This is a genomic window from Rhizobium sp. BK275 (genome assembly GCF_014193555.1).
GTDB lineage: Bacteria > Pseudomonadota > Alphaproteobacteria > Rhizobiales > Rhizobiaceae > Rhizobium.
On sequence record NZ_JACHZL010000004.1, the window covers coordinates 509,920 to 531,253 of the forward strand.

Here is a 21,334-nt window from a genome sequence, read left to right on the forward strand (position 1 = left end):
TATGCTCAAAGTAGAAAACGTCAAAAAGGCCTTTGGCCCTACAACCGTCCTCGATGGCGTCAACCTCACCATCAATCCCGGCGAGGTCGTCTCGATCCTCGGCTCTTCCGGCTCCGGCAAGTCGACGCTGATCCGCTGCATCAACGGCCTGGAGAAGTTGAACGGCGGCCACATCACCGTCGATGATTTCGACGTCGGCAAGCCGAAAGAGCTGGCGGAAGCCCGCAAGCGCTCGGCCACGGTCTTCCAGCTCTTCAATCTCTATCCGCACATGACGGTGCTCGGAAACGTCACGCTGGCGCCGATCGAAGTGCTGAAGAAGCCGCGTGCCGAAGCCGAAACCACGGCCCGCGCGCTCTTGAAATCCGTCGGCCTCGGCGACCGCGCCGATGCCTATCCCGCCCAGCTTTCCGGCGGCCAGCGCCAGCGTGTCGGCATCTGCCGGGCGCTTGCCATGCAGCCGCGTTACCTGCTGCTTGATGAAGTCACAAGCGCGCTCGACCCGGAAATGACGGCCGAGGTTCTGGCAATCCTCGCTAAGCTCGCAGCCGAAGGCACGACCATGCTCTTCGTCACCCACGAGATCGAATTCGCGCGGCAGATTTCGAACCGCATCGTCTTCCTCGACAAGGGCAAGCTGCTCGTCGATCTGCCAACGGCGGATTTCTTCGCCGCCGAGGGCGGCATGGCGCATCAGCGTATCGCCCAGTTCCTCTCCAAAATGCGCAAAGATTAGAGGTATTCATGCTGCTATTGGCCAATAAAGAAGCCTGGCCCGGTTTCCCGACAACGGTGCAGATGCTGCGTGATGGCGCCGTCAGCCTTGACGCCATGGTCGCCGGCATCAGCAAGGTGGAAAGCGAAGTCCAGGTGCGCAGCGTCGGTTACGGCGGCTGGCCAAACATGCTCGGCAAAATGGAGCTCGATGCCGCCGTCATGGACGGCAACACCCGCGATGTCGGCACCGTCGGCGCCGTGCCGAACACACTGTCGGTCGCCCGCCTCGCCCATGAAGTGATGAAGCGCCTGCCGCATGTGATGCTGACGGGCGATGGTGCGCGCCGCTTTGCCAGTGAAATCGGTTTCTCCGAAGATGACGTGCTCTTCGACGACAGCAAGCGCGTCTGGTGGGAGCGTTTGGAAAAGGAACTGTCCCCGGAGGAATTGGCGAAATTCCCCGATATCCCGTTGGCACCCTTGAGCCGCGCCATCACCGATCCCGAGCGTGTGCGTGACACGACCGTCTTCCTTTCCGCCGACCCCACACGCGGTATCCACGCTGCAACGTCAACGTCCGGCTGGGCCTGGAAATATCCCGGTCGCCTCGGCGACAGCCCCATTCCCGGCGCCGGCTTCTACGCGGACAGCCGTTATGGCGCGGCCGCCTGCACCCATACCGGCGAGATGACCATGCGCTGCTCGACTGCGCGCACCGTCGTCCTGGCGCTCAAATTCGGCTATTCGCTCTCCGACGCTGTCAAGCTGGCCGTCGAAGAGCTCAAGGAACTATCCACCGGCTTCCTGGCGGGCGTGGTCATCCATGCTGTCGATGCCAAGGGAAACCATGAGGTCGTGAATTTCAGATGCGAGGGCGAAATCCGCTACTGGCTCTGGGAGGACTCGATGCCCGAACCGGAGCTTCGGGCCGCGAAACAGGCATAATCAGAAGAGGGAAATGGAACTATGAAACGCATTCTCACAGCCATTGCCGCGCTGGCCGTCGTTGCCGGCTCTGCGCTTCCGTCCTTTGCCGGCATGCTCGATGATATCCGCTCGCGCGGTGTCGTGCGCATCGGCGTATCGCTCGGCGGCGAGCCGATCGGCTTCCGCGACGCGCAGAACAACCCGGTCGGTTACGACGTCGATGTCGCCAACCGTCTGGCCGAAAAGCTCGGCGTACCGGTCGAATTTACCGACGTCTCGGGCGACGCCCGCATCTCCATGCTGGTTTCCGGCCAGATCGACGTGGCGATCGCCAATACTTCGGCGACGCTCGAGCGCGCCAAGGTCGTCAATTTCTCGATCCCCTATAACCGCGCCGGCCTGCGCGTCATCGTCCAGAAGGACTCCGGCATCAAGGAACTGAAGGATCTCTCGGGCAAGAAGGTCGTCGTCGGCCGTGGTACGACGGGCGAGACATTCCTCAAGTCCGCCGTTCCGGATGCACAGCTCGTCTATGTCGACCAGTTCGCTCCCGATGGCGTGCTGCAGCTGCAGCAGAAGCGCGTCGATGCTGCGATCGAAGATTCCTCGCTGCTCGACTATCTCGCCACCAAGAACCCGACGCTGGTTACGCTCGCCGGCCTCTATTCCAACGACCCGATCGGCATGGCTGTCGCCAAGGGCGATCCGGAATTCGTCCGCTGGCTCGACATGTTCGTTTCCGACTACATCCAGTCGGGCGCTTATGAAGCCAATTACAAGAAGTGGTGGGGCGCAGAAGCCAACCCGCCGGCTCTGAACCCGCAGTGGTAGGATGATCCTCACAGGCCGCCTTCGGGCGGCCTGTTTGCTATCAGGAGGTCATTTCTATCAGGCGGTCAGGCGCGGAAAATAGGTCGTCGGCACGATGACCGGTGGCTGGCCGGGGTGAAAATCGCCAGGATTTGCGATGAAATCCACGATGTGCTCGACATAGACACTCTTGTCGTAGCCGATCGAGGAAATCGGATAGGCGTCGAAATCGGTGAGCGAGAGATTGTCGAAACCATAGAGCCGGAAACGTGTCGGCCGGTTGCCGGGAAAATCGGCGCGGCAGACATCGAGAATGCCCATGGCCATCGCATCGGACGTGCAGAAGATCGCATCTGGACAATCGTCACCGGTCAGTTCCGCAGCCGCGGCATGCCCGCTCTCATAGGAATAGTCGCCTTGCACCGTGCGCACCAGCTCTATGCCATTTCCCGCGAAGGCCTGCCTGTAGAAGCCGATGCGCGCCTGCTCCATCGGCGAGGACGAACGGCCAGTGACGAGACCCGCCCGCTTCACGCCCTTCCCCGCCGCATCGGCGACGGCTTCAGCAATGCCGCTGCCTTCATCGGGCATGACGACGGGCGAGAGATCGTCGTGGAGCCCGTTCAGCATGACGACGAGATCGGAGCGGAACATGCGCCTGACGGTCGGCGCATCCGCAAAATCCGAAAAGACCAGCGCCGCATCGACATGATAGGCAACGCCGTTGCGCAGGAACTCCTCGACGCGGGCGACCGAGCCGATGCGGATCATGATGACCTGTTTGCCGATCGACTGGATCTGGTCGAGCAGCCGGTCGAAGAGATCGAGGTCCGAGAGATCATGGATGTGGTTGACGACCACGGCGATGAGATTGACCGTCTTGGTCGTCAGGCTCTGCGCCAGAAGGTTCGGCTTGTAGCCGAGCCGAGTGGCCGCCTCGACCACTCGTTCGCGCTTGTCGGCAGAAACCGGCCGCGGCTCGTTGGAGAGCGCCCGGCTCGCAACCGCTCGCGACACTCCTGCCAGCTTTGCAACATCGGCAATTGTCGGAGCGGTATCGCGGCCAATGTTTTGTGTCATATTCGAGCGCTTTCCAACCTGTCATGGCGTGATAGCGCAGAGAGGCGCATCTTCGCTATCGGAAACTTGCAATCATCCACTTTCATGGCACTGAAACCGGTGCCGCCAGCCCTTTTCGCCGCAATGCCAGCCAGCAGCTCTTGGCCGCTGGCCTCGCCTTATCTAGATTGCCATCAAAAGCAGGAGGAGCAGCATGAGCGACGATCACGATCACAAACATATCGACTGGCGCGAACATGGCGTGAAAGTCATTCCCGGCAATGCGCTCGATCCGAATACCGCCCAGACACCGGGCATGAACCGCGCGACCGCCATCAATAATGCGCGTGCGGGTGCGGAAAAAATCTGGGCCGGCACGGTGACGATCCATGCCAACGCCAAGACTGGCGCCCATCACCACGGCGATCTCGAGAGCATCATCTATGTGGTGAAAGGCAAGGCCCGCATGCGCTGGGGCGAAAAGCTCGAATTCACCGCTGAAGCCGGTCCCGGCGATTTTATTTATGTGCCGCCCTTCGTGCCGCATCAGGAAATCAATGCCAGCCGCGACGAGACGCTGGAATGCGTAGTCGTACGTTCAGGCCAGGAACCCGTCGTCGTCAACCTCGATATCGAGCCGGTCGAAAAGCCGGAAGACGTGCCGTGGATCGACCCGATCCATCGGCACTAGGCGCAAATTTAGGCAGCGGCGAGGATCATCGCCGCACCCTTTTCCGCCACCATCATCGTCGGAGCATTGATATTGCCGGCCGTGATGTTCGGGAAGATCGAGGCGTCGACGATCCGCAGCCCATTGATGCCGTGCACCTTCAGCGAAGCATCGACGACGGATGTCGTTGCATCCGGCCCCATCGCAGCCGATCCGCAGAGGTGATAGATCGAACCGGAATTGCCGCGGAAATAGGTGAGCAACTCCTCGTCCGTGCGAGCCTCTGCCGAAGGCGGCATCTCCATTTCGGTGATCGCCCGCAGCGCTGGCGCTTCCATGATCCGCCGCACAAGCCGGCTGCCCTGGATCACCTCTTCTTCGTCATGGACGGTGCCGAGATAGTTCGGCCGGATCTGCGGCACATCCGCCAACTCGGGCGAGACGATGCTGACAGTCCCGCGGCTTGTCGGCCGGCAGGAATTGAAGGCCAGCAGGAAGCCCGAGTAGGGCTCCGGCCTCAGCCCCGCCTTCGGATCGGTCGGGATGCGGTAGGAGAGCGGGTTGAAGTAAAGCTGGATATTCGGCCGCTCTTCCTCCGGACTGCCGCGCAGGAAAGCGCCGGCCTGATTGACGCTGAGCGCCAGCGGCCCCCGTCGCGTCAGGATATAACGCAAGGCCTGCCGCGCCTGCCCGAAGATCGTGCCGAGTTCGTCATTCAGCGTCGGCACGGTGGAGCGGTAATAGAAGCTGGCGCAGAGGTGGTCCTGAAGATTCTTGCCGACCGCCGGCAGATGCCGGATCAACGGAACGCCGAGGGATTGCAGCTGGGCACCATCGCCGATACCGGAAAGCTGCAGCAGTTTGGGCGTATCCACTGCACCGGCCGAGAGAATAACCTCCTGGCGCGCCGAATAGCTGGTGATGCCACCCGAACCGATCACCTCGACACCGGTCGCGCGGGCTTCAGCATCGACGATCACCCGGCGCACCCGGCTATCGCGCAGGATCGCGAGATTGGGTCGCCCGAGCGCCGGCCGCAGATAGGCGAGCGATGAGGAGGAGCGCACGCCGTTCCGCGTGTTGATATCGTAAATGCCGGCGCCTTCGATGCTTTCGCCGTTGAAATCCGCGTTCAGCGGCAGCTGCAGTTCGGCACAGGCTTCCAGGAAACAGTCGGTAATCGGATGCGACTGACCACGCATCGGCGTCACATGGATCGGCCCGCCGCCGCCATGATATTTGCTCTCGCCGCCCGCATGCGTCTCCAGCTTGCGGAAGAAGGGCAGCACGTCCTCATAGCCCCAGCCGAGATTGCCGGCAGCCTTCCAGTCGTCGAAATCGTCGGCGGCACCGCGCACGAAGATCATCGCATTGATGGAGCCGGAACCGCCCTGCACCTTACCGCGCGGGGCATAGATGCGCCGGCCGTTGAGCGCCGCCTCCGGCTCACTCCAATACATCCAGTTGACCTTCGGATCGTAATAGGAGCGCGCATAGCCGACCGGGACTCGAAACCATGGCGAGCTATCATTGCCGCCGGCCTCGATCAACAGCACGTTGTGCCTGCCGCTCTCGCTGAGGCGTGCGGCCAGAATGCAGCCAGCCGAGCCGGCGCCGACGATGATGTAATCGTATGTCGTCATCTTCGTTCTCAGCCGCGGGCCGGGGCAAAGGCCTTCACGTCGGCGGGCTTTTCATCCATTTGCAGATGCAGTCGCTGCCCTTCGTAAGGCGAGTGTTTGGCAACGACATCGAGATTAAGTTCCACGCCCAGTCCCGGCTCGTCAGACGGGATCAGGTAACCGTCCTCGAAGCGCAGCGGTGTCTTCAGGATCTCGGCAAAGAAGCCCGAGAAATCGACAACCGCCTCATGAATCAGGAAGTTTGGCGATGACGCGGCGAGCTGGATGCTAGCAGCTGCGCCAATGGGGCCATTATAAAGATGCGGCGCGATCTGTGCATAATGCGCCTCCGCCATGCCGGCGATCTTCTTGGATTCGAGAATGCCCCCGGCACGTGCCACGTTCATCTGCAGGATCGAGGCCGCACCGGTTTCCAGCACGCGCTGGAATTCGTATTTCGTCGTCAGCCGTTCACCAGTCGAAATCGGGATCGACGTCTTACGGGCGACTTCCGCCATCGCCTCTTCCCGGCCGGGCGGCACAGGCTCCTCGAACCACAGCGGATCGTATTTCTCCAGCCGCCGCGCTAGCCGGATCGCCGAAGACGGCACCATCTGGCCATGCGTGCCGAACAGCAGATCGGCACTGCTGCCGACAGCCGCGCGGATTTTGGCGCAAAACTCTTCGCAGCGGTCCATCACCCCGAGCGACACCTGATGACCGGAATAAGCCGTATAGGGGCCGGCCGGATCGAACTTGACGGCGGTAAAGCCCATCTCGACCAACTTCACCGCGCATTCGGCGGCAAGGTCCGGATCGTTATAGTCGTATTCTCCGGCGGCGTTCTTCGGATAGAGATAGGTATAGGCGCGCAGCTTCTCATGCACGCGCCCGCCAATCAGCTTGTGCACCGGCTTGCCGGCCGCCTTGCCGATAATGTCCCAGCAAGCGATCTCAAGGCCGGAGACGATGCCCATCATAGTCGGATCCGGGCGCTGCGTAAAACCGCTCGAATAGGCAAGCCGCCAGAAGCGCTCGATATCATGCGGATCATGGCCGAGCAGATAGCGCTGGAAGACATCTTCGATCAGCGGCACGAGCGCCTTCGGATGGAAGGCGGTGGAATAGATCTCCCCGACGCCTTCGATACCGTCAGCCGTCGTCAGGCGCACGAAGATCCAGTACATGCCGCCGATATGCGGCGGCGGGACGGCGACGACATGGGTGGAAAGCGATGCGATCTGCATGACCGTGATCCTCAATGCTTGAGTATGACGAGGCGTGTCTGGGTGAATTCGAGCATGCCGTGCTTGCCGTCATCGCCGCCGAGACCGGAGCGCTTCCAGCCGGCGTGATAGCCCTGATAGGGATCGGCAGGGAAACGGTTGACGTAGAATTCGCCGGCCTCGATCGCGTCGGAGAACCGCATGATCGTGCGGTGATTGTTGGTAAAGAGCACCGAGCTCAGTCCGAACTGGTGGTCATTGGCGAGCGCGAGCGCTTCATCCGTCGTGTCATAGCCGACGACAGGCAGCACCGGCCCGAAGGTTTCTTCGGCGATGATCTCCATGTCCTGACGGCAACTGGATAGCAGCGTCGGCGGATAGAAGAAGCCTGGACCTTCCGGAAGGATACCGCCAGCCTCGATATGCGCCCCCTGCTCCACCGCCTTCAAAACAGCCTTATGCACGTTCATCTGTGCAGACTTCGTGGCGAGCGGCCCGACACGTGACGCATCGACCGAACGGTCGCCGAAGGCGCGTGTGGCAAAGCCGGCCTTCAGCTTGGCAAGCAACGCGTCATGGATGGAGCGATGCACATAGACACGCTCCGGCGCGGTGCAGAGCTGTCCGCAATGATTGGTCTTGGCAGCAACGAGCTGTGCGGCAACGGCATCGAGGTCCGCATCCGGCTCGATGATGACGGGCGTCTTGCCGCCGAGTTCCAGCGACGGCTTGGCAATGTTCGCCTTGCAATAGTCAAGTACCACGCGGCCAGCCTGCAGGCTACCGGTCAGGGTAATCATTCCGACCTTGGGATGGGTGCAGAGCGTCGCCGCAACTTCATGCGACATGGTGAGGATATTGATGAGCCCGGCAGGCAGTCCTGCCTCGACCACGGCTTCGGCAATCTCAAAGGCCGATGTCGGCGTCGAATTGCTGGGACGCGCGACCACGGCATTGCCCGCGATGAGCGCCGGCGCAATCTTTCGCACCAGCGTGTAAATCGGAAAGTTGAAGGGGATCAAGCAGGCGACGACACCGATCGCTTCGCGCTTCAGGAGCAGCGTCTCATTGGCATTGTCGCTCGGAATAACCTCGCCCTCGATACGTCGCGCCCATTCGGCGTGATAACGCATCAGCTCTGCGCCATAGATCGCCTCGCCGGTCGCATCGGCAAGGCTCTTGCCGGATTCCTGCGCCAGCGCTGCGCCGATCTTTTCAGCGCGCCGTTCGATGGCGGCAGCGAGCTTCCGCAATGCGTCACCACGGGCAATTGCCGGCAGCACCTGCCATTCCTTCTGGGCCTTGGCGGCCGCCTCGACAGACTCGATCGCTTCAGCAGCAGTCGCCGACGGCACCTTGGCAAAAGCGACTTCGGTTGCCGGATTGAGCACCGGCACCAGCGTGCCGGAAGACCGGAATTCTCCGGCGATAAAATTGCGATAATCCGTCATGACGACATCCTCAGGACAATAGCTTACTCCACGCATGCCGGCTTCTGCCGGCCATGCGTAGAAACGGAACAGGGTGCCGACGCCCGAAAGCGGCGGTTAGAACGTACTGCGACCCGGCGCCGCGTCGAGAAGTGTTCTCGTATAGGAGTGCGTCGGCGCCTGCAGCACCTGGGCTGCACTGCCACGCTCGACGATTTCACCCTTCTGCATCACCACGATCTCGTCGCTGATCTGGGCGGCGACACGCAGGTCATGGGTGATGAAGACGATGGCGAGCTGAAGCTTCTCCTGCAGCTCGCGAAGCAATTTCAGAACCTGCGCCTGCACGGAGACGTCGAGCGCCGAAACGCTCTCATCCGCGATCAGCACATCCGGCCGCATCGCAAGCGCCCGGGCAATACCGATGCGCTGGCGCTGACCGCCTGAGAAAGCAGACGGCTTGCGCCAATAGGCGCTCTTCTGCAGCCCAACGAGATCAAGCAGCTCTTCCGCACGGCGGCGCGCTTCGCCAGCCTCGACACCGGCAAGCATGGCGGAACGGGCGATCATCGGCCCGACGCGGCGGCGCGGATTGAGCGAACCGAACGGATCCTGGAAGATCATCTGGATCGACCGCCGCCGCGCCCGCAGCGGTGCCGGCGAAAGGCCGAGAAGATCGGCACCCGCGACTTCCACACGGCCGCTCTTCGGCTCGATCAGGCGGATCATCGCCTTGGCAAGCGTTGACTTGCCGCAACCGGATTCGCCGACGATGGAGACCACACGGCCTGGCAACAGGCTGAGCTCCACATGCTTCAAGACCTGAACGCTGCCGTAGGAATGCTGCAGATCGTGCACTGCAAGCACTGGCTCCTCCCCCGTCTGCGCCGCCGGACGGCCATGCGGCGTCAGGCTCGGAACGGCAGCGATAAGCTCCTTGGTATAGGGATGGTTTGGAGCCGTCAGCACCTGCTTCGCATCACCGATCTCGACGATCTCGCCATGGCGCATGACCGCCACGCGGTCGGCAATATCGGCGACCACGCCGAAGTCGTGGGTGATGAAGACGATGCCGTGGCCATGCACGTCGCGCAACTCGCGCACCAGCTTCAGCACCTGTGCCTGGGTCGTCACGTCGAGCGCCGTCGTCGGCTCATCGGCAATCAGCACGCGCGGGTTCATGGCAAGCGCCATGGCGATGACGACGCGCTGGCACTGGCCACCGGAAAGCTCATGCGGATAGGCCTGCAGGATACGATCAGGGTTCGGCAGATGCATCGATTCGATCAGCGCCCGGGCACGCCTCTTGCGCTCGGCGGCATCGAAATCCGAATGCAGTTCGAAAACTTCCTCGATCTGCGCCGAAACCTTCATCGCCGGATTGAGCGAGGCGATCGGTTCCTGAAAAATCATGGCGATATCGCTGCCTCTGATGGCGCGGAACGCCCGCTCCGAGAGACCGACGAGATCGGTATCGCCGAGCATGACCTTGCCGCCGGCAACCTTCAAGCCCTCGGGCACGGCGCCCATTAGCGCGCTGGACAGAACCGACTTGCCCGAACCGGACTCACCAACGATACAGAGAATTTCCCGCGCCCTCAGATCGAAGCTCGCGGCCTTCACAGCGTAGGGCCGGTCGGCGCCCTTCGGCAGGGCGACGCTCAGATTTTCGACCCGGAGGATCGGCTGTGTTTCGTTGCTGCTCATGCACGCCTCCCCTGCGCTTCCGAGACTTCCCGCAATCCGTCCGCCAGCAGGCTCAAGCCCAGCATCAGCGACGAGATCGCAAGGCATGGAAAGATGACGAGATGCGGGAAGGCGATCGCCATGGCGCGGCCTTCATTGACCATCGTGCCCCAATCCGGCGTCGGTGGCGGCAGGCCGAGGCCGAGAAAGCCGAGCGTGCCGATGGTGATCGCCGTGTAGCCCAGGCGCAGGCAAAAATCGACTGCGAGCGGCCCGCTCGCATTGGGCAGGATATCGAAGAGCATGATGCGCCAAGTGCTTTCGCCCTGCGTCACCGCCGCCGCCACATAATCGCGGCTGGCGACGTCGATAGTGATGCCGCGCACGATACGGAAGATCGCCGGCGCACTGCCGAAAGTCACAGCAAGCACGATGTTGAAGGGCGAAGAGCCGACCACGACGATGATGACGATATAGAGCACCAGCACCGGGAAGGAGAGTACCACATTGGCGATATAGGAGAGCACCGCATCGCCCCAGCCGCGCCAGTAGCCGGCAACAAGACCGAGCACCACACCGACCACATAGGCGGTCACCGTCGCGATCGTCGAGAAGATCACGACGGTGCGCGCGCCATAGATCAGGCGCGAGAGGATATCGCGACCGAGCTTGTCGGTGCCGAGCCAGAACATGCCACCGGTTGGAGCCGCTGTACCCGGCTTTGCAAGCGGCAGCAGCGTACGGATCGGATCGAAGGGCGCGAGCAGCGGCGCGAAGATCGCCACCAGCAGCCAGCCGATCGTCAGGAAACCGCCGATCAGGATGATTGGATTGGAGACGTAGGATCTGACAACTTTCACCATGGCGCCCTCACTTCCGACCATTGGCTGCATCGAGCAGCGAGACGCGTGGGTTCAGCCAACCATAGGCGAGATCGGAAAGGATCTGGGTGGCGACGACGACGACAACGCTCACCATCGCGCAGGCTTCGACGAGGCGGATATCGCTGTTGAGTGCAGCGTCATAGAGAAGCGTGCCGAAGCCCTTATAGGCATAGAAAACCTCCACGACGATGACGCCTGACAGCAGCCACGGAAATTGCAGCATGATGACGGTGACGGGCGTAATCAGCGCATTGCGTAGTGCATGCCGCCAGACAATGCGCGCGGTACTCGCCCCCTTCAGTCGCGCCGTGCGGACATAATGCGTGCCCATGACTTCGATCATCGAGGCGCGGGTGACGCGAGCCAGATAGCCGGTCGAATAGAAGCCGAGCACCAGAACCGGCAGAATGATCTGCTGCAGCGAGAAACCGCTAAGCATGGTGCTGGCGCCGGGCAACCAATGCAGCCAGAACACGAAGACAGCCGAGAAGAACACGGCGGAGGCAAAATCCGGGATCGAGGTCGTGGCGATTGAAATGAAGGAGATGACGCGATCGAGCAACGAACCTGGGCGCATGCCGGCGATGACGCCCGCAAACAGACCGACCGGAACGATGATGAGCAGCGCACCACCGGCAAGAATGCCGGAGGCCGCAAGCCGGTCGGGGATCAATTGGGCAACTGGCGCACGATAGTAGGTGGACATGCCCCAGTCGCCGGTCACGAAGGACCAGAGCCAGCGGCCGTACCGGATGATAAAGGGATCGTCGTAACCGTTGGCCGTCAGCCACTGAGTGCGCTGGGCCGGCGTCGAGAACTGGCCGAGGACCTTGACGGCGACATCGCCGACATTGACCTCGAGTGCCAGGTAAACGAGCAGCGACACGGTGAACATCACCGCGAGCGCGCTTGCCAGTTTACGAAGAATGAAAAGGAAAACGGTCACGAACCACCTCTTTACCGGGTCGGGGCCGCCTTCACGGCGGCCCCGCCGAAGATCAAGCCTTGGCGAGCCAGACGCCATCCATGCGGAAATAATCCGCCGGATGGAGCACGAAACCGCGAACGGTGGTGGCGGCGGCGCTGAAGCGGTTCGGCCAGTAGGGTTGAATGATGACGCCAGAATCCTGCAGGATCTGCTGGACATCCTTCATGGCCTCAGGGCGCTTGGCCGGATCGACGACGGCCATCGCCTTGTCGAGCGCGGCGTCGAACTCCTTGCTTGCGAAATGGCTCTCGTTCCAGGCACCGCCGGAGCGGTAGGCGAGGTCGAGCGTCATGGCGCCGAGCGGGCGGTGCGCCCAGTAGGTAAGGCCGAAAGGAACCTTGTCCCAGATCGGCCAGTATTGAGAGGCCGGCAGCACATTGAGCTTCAGCCGGATGCCGGCTTCGGCCAGATTCTGCTGCAGCACCTGCGCAGTATCCTGTTCCCAGGTACCCTGCGTATTGCCGAGCGTCAGCTCAAGGTCCAAACCGTCCTTGTAGCCGGCTTCTGCGAGCAGGGCCTTGGCCTTCTCGACATCGCGGGGCATAGCCGGCAGCGCGAAGTAATCGGGCTGAACCGGCGAGACGTGGAAATTGGCACCAACTTCGCCTTCGCCGCGATAGGCGACGTCGAGCATCTGCTTGTTGTCGGCGGCAAGCTGCACGGCCTTGCGGACGCGAACATCGTCGAACGGCTTCTGGTCGGACTGCATGCGCATGACGAGCGTGTGTGCCGCCTTGCCGGTCAGGATCTGGATATTCGGCAGCGACTTCATGAGATCGTATTCGGCGATCGTCGCGCGGTAGATGATATCGATCTGGCCGCTCGAAAGGGCTGCGAGATGCGTGGTGATATCGGTGCCGAGGTCGATATACTGGATGCCGTCGAGATGGGCCGGCTTGCCCCAGTAATCGGCGCGCTTGGAAAAGACAGCCTGACGGCCGACTTCGTAAGCGTCCAGCTTGAACGGACCGGTACCAACAGGATTGGCCGGCCAGTTGGCGCCGCCCTTGACGAAGTCGCGGTGCAGCATCGGGCAGGTGTAAGAATAAAGCTGCTCGGGCAGCGAGGAAACTGCTCGCGACAGCGTGATGCGAACGGCGTGATCGCCGGTCTTTTCCACCTTCTCGACAGCCGAGAAAGCGGTCTTGTTGGAAGATTGCGAATCCGGGGCGATCCACCGCTCAACGTTGAAGATCACGTCTTCAGGCGTGAAGGCATCGCCATTCGACCACTTGGCGCGCTCGTCGAGCTCGAAGTCCCAGGTCTTGAGATCGGCAGACGGCGTCCAGCTCTTGGCGAGATAGGGATGCGTGACATTGTCGGCATCGACGAAGGTCAGGAATTCCAGGCTGTTGCGATAGAGGTTCGAAGCCTCGATCCAGCTTGTCATCATCGGGTCGGTCAGTTCCTGGATCTGGCAGCCGAAACGCAGCGTGCCGCCATCCGTGGGCGTTTCCTGCGCGAGCGCCGGCTTGCTGTCACCAAGGAAGGCGCTGGCGGAAGCCGCCGTCACACCGAGCCAGGCGACGGCGCGCAGGAAGCCGCGGCGGTCGATCTTGCCGGCACGGACTTGTTCGCACAGTTCCGGCACCGAGGGATGCAGCGGCTTGCCGCTGCTGGTCTTCAATTCAGTCATGATCTGCCTCCTCCTTGAATGGGCAGTATGGTCGCTATCAGGCACCCTCTGTGCCGGACACGATGCGCAGGGCGGGCCTTTCCCCTTCGTTCACCATGCGATTGCTGAAGCGGCTGATGATCCAGGATCGAAACCCTGTAATCAGTGGATCCACCAGCCCTTCCGCATCGGTCTTCAGGTAATAGCCGAAGCCTTCGTAATAATGTGCGGTGATCGGGGCAACCAGGCGGCCGCTTTCTATTTCCTCCCGAAACAGTGCCGGATCTGCCAGCACCAAACCCTGCCCCGACAAGGCGTATTGAACCCCGAGGCTGGCGCTGTCGAATGTCACGCCGCGCGCCACGGAAACCCCGCCCAGACCGTTCTGCACGAGGAAGCGCTGCCAGGTGAGGTAGGGCTCCATGTCGACGATCTTGATGTGAATGATTTCGTTTGCCGCGATGAAAGCCGCGATATCCGAAACCCCTCCCCTGACCAGATCGGGATGGCAAAGGATCGTCGGCCGCTCCTCCCAGAGCAGGTCGGTGATCCATTCATCGACGGCCGGTCGCGTGTAGACGACCGCGACATCGAATTCGCTGTCCGGTACGCCGTAAGGTGTCGAAATCTCCAGCAGCACATCCGGGAAGCTGCGCCGGAAATCGGTGAGCAACGGGACGGTGAGCTTCATCGCAAAGCTCGGCGGCAGGTTGATGCGCAGCTTGCGCTGGCGCTGTTCGTCCGGCGCACAGACCTCCTTCAGCGCCTGCTCGATACGGTCGAAACCCTTGCCAATACCGGTGGCGAGCGAGCGTCCGTCATCCGTCAGCGTCGTGGCCTTATGGCCGCGTTCGAACAGCTTGCGCCCGATGCTCTCTTCCAGACCGATGACATGCCGCGAAAGCGCGCTCTGCGAAATGTTGAGCGCGGCGGCTGCCGCTGTGAAGCTGCCGTGGTGCGCGACAGCCTCGAAGGCCCTTAGCGCATTCAGCGGCAACCGGCGGCGATCGACCGCCGGCTCCTTCTTCGTCTGGGGAGAGCGATCCTCCGTCATTATCCCGCAAGCCCGCCGAACAGGACGTATTTGCTCTCGAGATATTCATCGAGCCCTTCGGCAGCACCTTCGCGGCCGAGACCCGACTGCTTGACGCCGCCGAAGGGAGCGACTTCCGTCGAGATTACGCCCTCGTTGATGCCAACCATTCCCGCTTCCAGAGCCTCGGCCACACGCCAGGCGCGGCCGAGATTCTGTGTGAAGAAATAGGCCGAAAGACCGGTTTCCGTATCATTGGCAAGCGCGATCGCCTCTTCCTCGCCCTTGAAGCGGAAAAGGCCGGCAACTGGACCGAAAGTCTCTTCGGCCGCAAGCGCCATCTTGGTCGTCATGCCGGTCAACACCGTCGGCTCGTAGAACAGGCCGCCACGTTCGTGCGGCTTTCCGCCGGTCAGTACCTTGGCGCCCTTTTCGACGGCATCGGCCACATGCCGCTCGACCTTCGTCAGCGCCGGCGCATTGATGAGCGGTCCCTGTGCCGCGCCGTCCTCGATGCCGGGCGCCACCTTCATGGCCACAACAGCCTTAGCAAGCGCCTCGGCATAGCGATCATAGATGCCGTCCTCAACGAGGATGCGGTTGGCGCAGACGCAGGTCTGTCCGGTATTGCGGAATTTGGAGGCGATCGTGCCGCGCACGGCCTGATCGATATCGGCATCGTCAAAGACGATCAGCGGCGCGTTGCCGCCGAGCTCGAGGCTGATGCGCTTCACCGTATCGGCGCTCTGACGCATGAGCAGCTTGCCGGTCGCCGTCGATCCCGTAAACGAAAGCTTGCGGACAACGGGACTCTTCATCCAGACGCCGACGACATCAGCCGGCGACTTCGTCGTCACCACGCTGACGACACCGGCGGGAACGCCGGCCTGCTCGCCGAGACGGGCAAGCGCCAGCGCCGAAAGCGGCGTGTCTTCAGCCGGCTTGATGATGATGGTGCAGCCCGCCGCAAGTGCCGGTCCGACCTTGCGGGTAATCATCGCCAACGGGAAGTTCCACGGGGTGACCGCCGCGACAACACCAACCGGCTCCTTCATGACGACGATGCGGGCATCGGCCTTGTGGGATGGCACGACGCCGCCATGGGCACGGCGGCCCTCTTCGGCAAACCAGGTCAGGAAGCCTGCCGCATAAGCGACCTCGCCGCGCGCCTCCGCAAGGGGCTTGCCCTGCTCGGCCGTCAGCAGCCGCGCGAGGTCTTCCTGATTGGCAAGCATTAGCTCCGCCCAGCGGCGCAGCACCGCAGAGCGCTCCGAGGCGATCGTCTTGCGCCAGGTCTTGAAGGCCTTCGCAGCGGCATCGACCGCCCGCTGGGCCTCAGTCGCGCCGCAATCCGGCACGGTCGCAAGCTCGCTGCCGTCGGCTGGGTTGAGCACGGCGAAGCGCTTGCCGTCAGCAGCACTGCCCCAGCCTTCGCCGATCAGCGCATTGTCTTCGATAAGTTTCATGTCAGGCGACCTTAGGCGTGAAAAATGGATTACCGACCGTTGCTACGCCTTCGGCAAGCTCGGCACGCGACGGCCAACCTTTCATCAGTGCACGCTTGGCTGCAAGATGCGTCGCAGCCTTGTTGTTATGATATACTTCTTCGGCGTCGTTTGCCGATGGATTGACCCAGACGGCGGCGATCGCCAACCAGTCGTCCTCGGCCTCGGCCGGCAGCGAAGCGTCGAGCAGTGCGGCGGTGATGCCGGCAGCGACACCGGCCTGCGCAGGCCCCCAAGTCATCAGCTCATGCGACGAACCGGATTCCATCACTGCCTTTGCAATGAAGAGCGTCACGGGTTTCGCCGGCAGGTTCGGCTTCAACACCGCCTGGAACGGCAGGTGGCCGGGACCGGGGCTTGCGGCCGCACCGGCGAGCGCGCCGGAAATCGGACCATTCTTCGGGCCGAGATAGAGATTGATATGGGCAGCGTTCGGGCCGGAACCCTCGAAGCCTTCACCGATATAAAGCATTGAAATCTCCAGTAGCGATGCGAGTCGAACCCATTATGCCTTCGAAAGAGAGCGGGGGCGACGGATCGGATTGTAATCGTTGATCATGTCGCGCGGGCGGTAGGGCTCTTCAAGGAAGATGCGTTCTTCCGCCGTCAGCTCGATCGCAGCAGCTTCGATTGCGGCAACGACATGCTCGGGGCTCTCCGTGCCGACGATCGGAACCGTGCTGTTGCCGGAACCAATGACCCAGGCCTGGGCGATCTGGCTCGCCGTCTTGACGCGCTTGGCAGCGACTTCGTTGACGCGCTTGGCAATCTCCTGGTCGATCTCGTCGCCGAACCAGTCGAGATAGAGGTCATGGGCGATGCGCGGCGCAGAACCGCCACCGGCAAGATAACCGCGGGCGAGCGGCGAGAAGGTCGTGACCGCGATCCCCTCGTCATGGCAGTAAGGCATCATTTCGCGCTCCTCCTCGCGGTAGAGCAGCGAATACTGGCACTGCATGTTGACGAACCGCGTCCAGCCGTTCTTGTCGGCGACATGGTTCATCTTGGCGAACTGCCAGGAATACATGGTGGAGGCGCCAATATAACGCGCCTTGCCTGACTTCACGATATCGTGGAGCGCGCTCATCGTCTCGTCAACAGGCGTTTCCGGGTCAAAGGCGTGGATGATGTAGAGATCGACATAGTCGGTACCCATCTGCTTCAGCGACTTGTCGATCGATGCCATCAGATGCTTGCGCGACAGGCCTTTGTCGTTCGGATCGTCGCTCATCGGGTAGAAGGCCTTGGTGGCGAGCACCAGCCTTTCGCGGTCCGTCAGCGACAAAAGCGTGCGCGCAACGACCTGCTCATTGACGCCGGTCGAATACCAGTCCGCCATATCGAAGAAGTTGATGCCGACATCGAGCGCCTTCTTGAGGATCGGCACCGACTTCTCCTCGTCGAGCACCCAACCCTTCCACCGGGATGTGCCGATACCCATAGTACCAAGGCAAAGCGACGAAACCTTCAGGCCGGTCTGGCCAAAGCGCACACATTCCACAGCAATGTCCTAAAAGTGTTTCTCCCTGTCAGGACTATGGCGTGGCGACACTATTGTGACAAATAGGTTTATTCGATGCGATTATCTCAAAATGAGATATGGCATTCCTTTCCCCGCGCAGACAAGTTTCAAAGCCATTCGCGCAGAAACGGACCTGCCGCTTCGTATGGCCGGACCAAAACCTAAGTATAGTTATGCGGAAAAGCTCTTCGATCTACCTTCTACTCGTAGCTCGGAACCGACCTGACCATTCACGGTTTCAAGCTGGTGGCACCGCCCCTTGCCACCTCTAGGGCAGGCGCTCCCCTCCGCCAAAGCCCCGCGGATCCTCCCATCCGCCATAGACCGTCCCGCCGCCCGGGACGGTCTTTCCTTTTGGTTTACCGGCACTTCTCACCCGTTACTTCCAACACTTTTGTATAGCTTTGCGCGGCCAAACACCGCATTAAGCTACACTAGAATTAACCGGTGTGAATAAAGACCGGAGCCACAGCGAGGGGACATGGGATCATCTGTATTGTCGAAGCTGATCAACCGGCGAGGAACACCGTCGCATGAAATCACGCTCGGGCTGATCGCACTGGTTCTTGGCGCCGCCGTATTCTACGTCGATACCTTCACCGAGATCCAAAGCGCCATCGCGGTCCTCTATGTGATCGTGCTGCTGCTGGCCGCCGAAATGCTGACGAGGATCGGAACAACGCTGCTTGCGGTCATCTGCGCCGCTCTAACACTTTTTGCCTATCTCTATTCGCACGGCCTGGTGGAAGATGTTCCGGCGCAGTTGCGCTTTGCGGTTTCTCTAGCCGCGATCACCATCACCTGTGCCCTCATTCTCCGAAACGAAACCGCGCGCGCCGGGCTTATCGAGGCCAACCTGCATCTTCGCGACAGCGAGACCCGCTTCCGCTATATTTTCGAGCACAGCCGCATCGCGCTCTGGGAGCGCGATTATTCCGCAGTGCGAGCCTTCCTGATGTCCTTGAAGGCGGAAGGTGTGAGCGACCTCAAGGATTACTATCGAACGAATCCCGGCATCATCGCCACCTGCACGGGCCTCATCCGCACCATCGCCTCCAACGACGCGGCACTGGAGCTGCTCGGCCATGTCGCCGGCGGCCTGCCATCGCGCACGATGCGCCGTTACATCGCCCCTGACGACGATACCTTTCTGGATCTGATGAATGCCATCTTTCGCGGAGAGCGGCATTTCGAGGGCAAAGGCAATCTGGTCGCTGAAAATGGCGAGACCCGGCTCGTCATCATGAGCATGAGTTTTCCCGAGGATCCCGCCGCCTTCAACCGCGTGGTAGTCGGCATGGTGGATATCACTCAGCGGGAAATGATGCAGAAGGCCCTGCGTGAAGCACAGGACGAGCTTACCCGCGCTTCACGCGCAGCAACCGTCGGCACGCTTTCCGCCTCCCTCGCCCATGAACTCAACCAGCCGCTTGGCGCCATTGTCGTCAATGCACAGACGCTGCTTCGCTGGTTGAACCGCGAACCGCCAGATCTTGCCGCCGTACGCCGCTCAGCCGAGCGCATTATCCGCGACAGCCAGCGCGCAAGCGAGATCATCCACAACACCCGCTCCATGCTGTCCCATACCGACCGCACGCCTGAATATGTCGATCTCGAAACGCTGATCGAGGAAACACGCGCCTTGATGGAGCACGATTTCCAGCGAGACATGGTGAGCTTCGAGGTCGACCCGGCCGAAAAGCCGCCCGCGGTGAAAGCGATCCGCATCGAGCTGCAGCAGGTGCTTATCAATCTCGTCACCAATGCCATACAGGCCATGCAGGAAACAGCAATCGACCAGCGCAAGATTCTGATCTCGCTCGCCAGGAAGGATGATATATTCGTGACGCTCTCCGTCAGGGATTTCGGCCCCGGCATCAGCGAGGAGGCCATGGCGAAGCTCTTCACCCCCTTCTTCACGACCAAGCCCGCCGGGATGGGCATGGGGCTCTCCATCTGCCGCAGCACGCTGGAAGCCAGAGGCGGCCAGCTCACCGCCAGCAACCACCCTGAGGGCGGCGCCATCTTCGAAATGATCATACCGATTGAGGACGACCATGACCGACACTAGTGCCGCATCGAAGGCAGCCGCTCAGTCCGCATTGCCGATCGTCTATGTCGTCGATGATGACGAATCTATCCGCGAGTCGCTGGTCGATCTCTTCCGGTCGATCCAGATGGAAGCCGCCTCCTTCGCCACGACGACCGCTTTTCTCGACAAGGCCGATCTGCACCGGCCCGGTTGTATCCTTCTCGATGTGCGCCTGCCCGGTCTCAGCGGCCTGGATTTCCAGCTTCATCTTGAACGGATCGGCAGCAGGATGCCGATCGTCTTCATGACCGGCTTCGGCGATATTCCGATGAGTGTGCGCGCCATGAAGGCCGGCGCCGTCGACTTCCTGACCAAGCCCTTCCGCGATCAGGATATTCTCGACGCCGTTGGCGTCGCGATCGAAAAGGACATGGCTCGCCGGCGAGAGATGGCCGCGAGCGACGCCGTTGCCTCGCTGGTCGATACGCTGACCCCTCGCGAGCGGGAAGTGATGGCTGCCGTCGTCAAGGGCTTGATGAACAAGCAGATCGCTTACGATCTCGGCATCAGCGAGATCACCGTAAAGCTGCATCGCGGCAATGTGATGCGCAAGATGCAGGTCCGCTCCGTGGCCGATCTGGTGCGCAAGTCCGAGATGCTGGAAGGCAGATAGCGGAACCTAGACCCTTGTATGGTACCGCGAGACAATCCCGAGCCTCATAATGAAACCCAGGTAATACAAGAATAAGCAAGGCTACCAATCTCGTGTCACATACATCCACAATCGCGGTCGTCGACGACGACCAGGCCATTCGGGAGGCGCTCGACGATCTGATCCACTCCTGCGGCTACCAGAGCAAGCTTTTCGCCTCCGCGGAAGAGTTCCTAGCATTTGACAACAGGGCGGCAATCGATTGCATGCTGGTCGATGTCAAGATGCCGGGCCTCAGCGGCATCGAACTGCAGGAAATCCTCAACGGCGAACCTGAAAAGCCGCCGATGATCTTCATGACATCCTATCGCGACGAACGAACCCGCACGGCCGCGATGGAAGGCGGTGCGCTGGCCTTTCTGGGCAAGCCGGTCGAGTTCGATTCCCTCATCAACTATCTGGAAATGGCTTTGAAGCCGTAAGGCTCCACTGCGTCCCATTCCGGAGTATTATTTCCATCTCTAGATTAATTCGAATTATACACCTATGTATAATTCAAGACGGAAGTGCAAAATAGTAATATACATCTTGTTAAATCCAATTCACTGGATAGAAAAACGAGGTGAACGCCATGATAAAGCTCAAGCGCCCGATATTTATCAGCGTCGGGAAGAACATCCTGATGGATGTGATCTTCTCCAACATCGTGACCGGTGCGAATTACAAGTTCCATTGTGCGCTTCTGCGTCTGGAACCGGAAAATGCGATCTATGAATACCAGCCGGTCCGCATTGCCGCGCATCGCCGCCCGGAAGACATCAGCCGGACGCATTTCTGATCCTCCCCTCCTCTGGCGCTGACGGCTTTCCGCAAGCCGACAAGCTCGGCTTGCGCACCAACATCATCGCCGGTAACTGGCCGCAGGGACTGATCGACCGCTATGATGCATCCGATCT

General features: G+C 61.2%; 20 protein-coding genes. 8 read left to right on the forward strand and 12 right to left on the reverse strand.

Annotated elements, in window-relative coordinates:
* Nucleotide 1: 1 nt before the first annotated feature.
* From FHT82_RS15970 to FHT82_RS15980, 3 genes are read left to right on the forward strand one after another with little or no spacing between them, the layout of a single operon-like run.
* Nucleotides 2-736 carry an amino acid ABC transporter ATP-binding protein gene (locus tag FHT82_RS15970; protein ID WP_183732458.1) on the forward strand — a complete coding sequence of 245 codons (735 nt, stop codon included), beginning with the start codon at nt 2-4 and terminating at the stop codon, nt 734-736.
* Nucleotides 737-744: 8 nt separating this feature from the next.
* Entirely contained in the window at nt 745-1,662 is a 918-nt protein-coding gene (locus tag FHT82_RS15975) for a N(4)-(beta-N-acetylglucosaminyl)-L-asparaginase (protein ID WP_183732461.1), read from the forward strand.
* Nucleotides 1,663-1,683: 21 nt separating this feature from the next.
* Nucleotides 1,684-2,475, forward strand: a complete 792-nt coding sequence (locus FHT82_RS15980; RefSeq protein WP_183732464.1) for a transporter substrate-binding domain-containing protein — start codon at nt 1,684-1,686, stop codon at nt 2,473-2,475.
* Between the two features lie 57 nt (nt 2,476-2,532).
* Here FHT82_RS15980 and FHT82_RS15985 read toward each other — a convergent pair whose 3' ends face one another.
* Nucleotides 2,533-3,534 carry a LacI family DNA-binding transcriptional regulator gene (locus tag FHT82_RS15985; protein WP_183732467.1) on the reverse strand — a complete coding sequence of 334 codons (1,002 nt, stop codon included), beginning with the start codon at nt 3,532-3,534 and terminating at the stop codon, nt 2,533-2,535.
* 193 nt (nt 3,535-3,727) lie between these two features.
* Between FHT82_RS15985 and FHT82_RS15990 the strand changes: the two genes are divergently transcribed.
* Nucleotides 3,728-4,204 carry a cupin domain-containing protein gene (locus FHT82_RS15990; RefSeq protein WP_183732470.1) on the forward strand — a complete coding sequence of 159 codons (477 nt, stop codon included), beginning with the start codon at nt 3,728-3,730 and terminating at the stop codon, nt 4,202-4,204.
* 8 nt (nt 4,205-4,212) lie between these two features.
* Here FHT82_RS15990 and FHT82_RS15995 read toward each other — a convergent pair whose 3' ends face one another.
* From FHT82_RS15995 to FHT82_RS16045, 11 genes are all read right to left on the reverse strand, one after another.
* Nucleotides 4,213-5,826 carry a GMC family oxidoreductase N-terminal domain-containing protein gene (locus FHT82_RS15995; RefSeq protein ID WP_183732473.1) on the reverse strand — a complete coding sequence of 538 codons (1,614 nt, stop codon included), beginning with the start codon at nt 5,824-5,826 and terminating at the stop codon, nt 4,213-4,215.
* An 8-nt stretch (nt 5,827-5,834) separates the two neighbouring features.
* Entirely contained in the window at nt 5,835-7,052 is a 1,218-nt protein-coding gene (locus FHT82_RS16000; protein ID WP_183732476.1) for a mandelate racemase/muconate lactonizing enzyme family protein, read from the reverse strand.
* A gap of 11 nt (nt 7,053-7,063) precedes the next feature.
* Nucleotides 7,064-8,482: an aldehyde dehydrogenase family protein gene (locus FHT82_RS16005; protein ID WP_183732478.1), complete on the reverse strand. Its 1,419-nt coding sequence runs from the start codon at nt 8,480-8,482 to the stop codon at nt 7,064-7,066.
* A gap of 96 nt (nt 8,483-8,578) precedes the next feature.
* Entirely contained in the window at nt 8,579-10,168 is a 1,590-nt protein-coding gene (locus tag FHT82_RS16010; protein WP_183732481.1) for an ABC transporter ATP-binding protein, read from the reverse strand.
* A complete protein-coding gene (locus FHT82_RS16015) occupies nt 10,165-11,010 on the reverse strand; it encodes an ABC transporter permease (protein ID WP_210276778.1) in 846 nt (281 codons plus the stop codon). Before FHT82_RS16015 ends, FHT82_RS16010 begins: the two co-directional genes overlap by 4 nt.
* A gap of 7 nt (nt 11,011-11,017) precedes the next feature.
* Nucleotides 11,018-11,977 (reverse strand): ABC transporter permease, encoded by a 960-nt coding sequence (locus FHT82_RS16020; protein ID WP_348647618.1) that lies wholly within the window; start codon nt 11,975-11,977, stop codon nt 11,018-11,020.
* 52 nt (nt 11,978-12,029) lie between these two features.
* Nucleotides 12,030-13,655, reverse strand: a complete 1,626-nt coding sequence (locus FHT82_RS16025; protein ID WP_183732484.1) for an ABC transporter substrate-binding protein — start codon at nt 13,653-13,655, stop codon at nt 12,030-12,032.
* Between the two features lie 37 nt (nt 13,656-13,692).
* Entirely contained in the window at nt 13,693-14,688 is a 996-nt protein-coding gene (locus tag FHT82_RS16030; protein ID WP_183732486.1) for a LysR family transcriptional regulator, read from the reverse strand.
* A complete protein-coding gene (locus FHT82_RS16035; RefSeq protein WP_183732489.1) occupies nt 14,688-16,133 on the reverse strand; it encodes an NAD-dependent succinate-semialdehyde dehydrogenase in 1,446 nt (481 codons plus the stop codon). Before FHT82_RS16035 ends, FHT82_RS16030 begins: the two co-directional genes overlap by 1 nt.
* Nucleotide 16,134: 1 nt before the next feature.
* Nucleotides 16,135-16,644 (reverse strand): formaldehyde-activating enzyme, encoded by a 510-nt coding sequence (gene fae / locus FHT82_RS16040; protein ID WP_183732491.1) that lies wholly within the window; start codon nt 16,642-16,644, stop codon nt 16,135-16,137.
* 33 nt (nt 16,645-16,677) lie between these two features.
* Nucleotides 16,678-17,673, reverse strand: a complete 996-nt coding sequence (locus tag FHT82_RS16045) for an aldo/keto reductase (RefSeq protein ID WP_183732494.1) — start codon at nt 17,671-17,673, stop codon at nt 16,678-16,680.
* A 502-nt stretch (nt 17,674-18,175) separates the two neighbouring features.
* On the opposite strand from FHT82_RS16045, the gene FHT82_RS16050 reads away from it, so the two are divergent.
* From FHT82_RS16050 to FHT82_RS16065, 4 genes are all read left to right on the forward strand, one after another.
* Nucleotides 18,176-19,765 (forward strand): ATP-binding protein, encoded by a 1,590-nt coding sequence (locus tag FHT82_RS16050; RefSeq protein ID WP_183732497.1) that lies wholly within the window; start codon nt 18,176-18,178, stop codon nt 19,763-19,765.
* Nucleotides 19,752-20,399, forward strand: a complete 648-nt coding sequence (locus FHT82_RS16055; protein WP_183732499.1) for a response regulator transcription factor — start codon at nt 19,752-19,754, stop codon at nt 20,397-20,399. Before FHT82_RS16050 ends, FHT82_RS16055 begins: the two co-directional genes overlap by 14 nt.
* A 92-nt stretch (nt 20,400-20,491) precedes the next feature.
* Nucleotides 20,492-20,860 carry a response regulator gene (locus FHT82_RS16060; protein ID WP_183732501.1) on the forward strand — a complete coding sequence of 123 codons (369 nt, stop codon included), beginning with the start codon at nt 20,492-20,494 and terminating at the stop codon, nt 20,858-20,860.
* A 149-nt stretch (nt 20,861-21,009) separates the two neighbouring features.
* A complete protein-coding gene (locus FHT82_RS16065; RefSeq protein ID WP_183732504.1) occupies nt 21,010-21,216 on the forward strand; it encodes a hypothetical protein in 207 nt (68 codons plus the stop codon).
* The last annotated feature ends 118 nt before the right edge of the window (nt 21,217-21,334 follow it).

Coding starts and splice junctions, on each gene's coding strand:
- fae (WP_183732491.1), bottom strand. CDS start 16,644: ATGCTTTATATCGGTGAAGGCTTCGAGGGTTCCGGCCCGAACGCTGCC.
- FHT82_RS15970 (WP_183732458.1), top strand. CDS start 2: ATGCTCAAAGTAGAAAACGTCAAAAAGGCCTTTGGCCCTACAACCGTC.
- FHT82_RS15995 (WP_183732473.1), bottom strand. CDS start 5,826: ATGACGACATACGATTACATCATCGTCGGCGCCGGCTCGGCTGGCTGC.
- FHT82_RS16050 (WP_183732497.1), top strand. CDS start 18,176: ATGGGATCATCTGTATTGTCGAAGCTGATCAACCGGCGAGGAACACCG.
- FHT82_RS15985 (WP_183732467.1), bottom strand. CDS start 3,534: ATGACACAAAACATTGGCCGCGATACCGCTCCGACAATTGCCGATGTT.
- FHT82_RS16000 (WP_183732476.1), bottom strand. CDS start 7,052: ATGCAGATCGCATCGCTTTCCACCCATGTCGTCGCCGTCCCGCCGCCG.
- FHT82_RS16025 (WP_183732484.1), bottom strand. CDS start 13,655: ATGACTGAATTGAAGACCAGCAGCGGCAAGCCGCTGCATCCCTCGGTG.
- FHT82_RS16035 (WP_183732489.1), bottom strand. CDS start 16,133: ATGAAACTTATCGAAGACAATGCGCTGATCGGCGAAGGCTGGGGCAGT.
- FHT82_RS16065 (WP_183732504.1), top strand. CDS start 21,010: ATGATAAAGCTCAAGCGCCCGATATTTATCAGCGTCGGGAAGAACATC.
- FHT82_RS15975 (WP_183732461.1), top strand. CDS start 745: ATGCTGCTATTGGCCAATAAAGAAGCCTGGCCCGGTTTCCCGACAACG.
- FHT82_RS16055 (WP_183732499.1), top strand. CDS start 19,752: ATGACCGACACTAGTGCCGCATCGAAGGCAGCCGCTCAGTCCGCATTG.
- FHT82_RS16005 (WP_183732478.1), bottom strand. CDS start 8,482: ATGACGGATTATCGCAATTTTATCGCCGGAGAATTCCGGTCTTCCGGC.
- FHT82_RS16030 (WP_183732486.1), bottom strand. CDS start 14,688: ATGACGGAGGATCGCTCTCCCCAGACGAAGAAGGAGCCGGCGGTCGAT.
- FHT82_RS15980 (WP_183732464.1), top strand. CDS start 1,684: ATGAAACGCATTCTCACAGCCATTGCCGCGCTGGCCGTCGTTGCCGGC.
- FHT82_RS16015 (WP_210276778.1), bottom strand. CDS start 11,010: ATGGTGAAAGTTGTCAGATCCTACGTCTCCAATCCAATCATCCTGATC.
- FHT82_RS15990 (WP_183732470.1), top strand. CDS start 3,728: ATGAGCGACGATCACGATCACAAACATATCGACTGGCGCGAACATGGC.
- FHT82_RS16010 (WP_183732481.1), bottom strand. CDS start 10,168: ATGAGCAGCAACGAAACACAGCCGATCCTCCGGGTCGAAAATCTGAGC.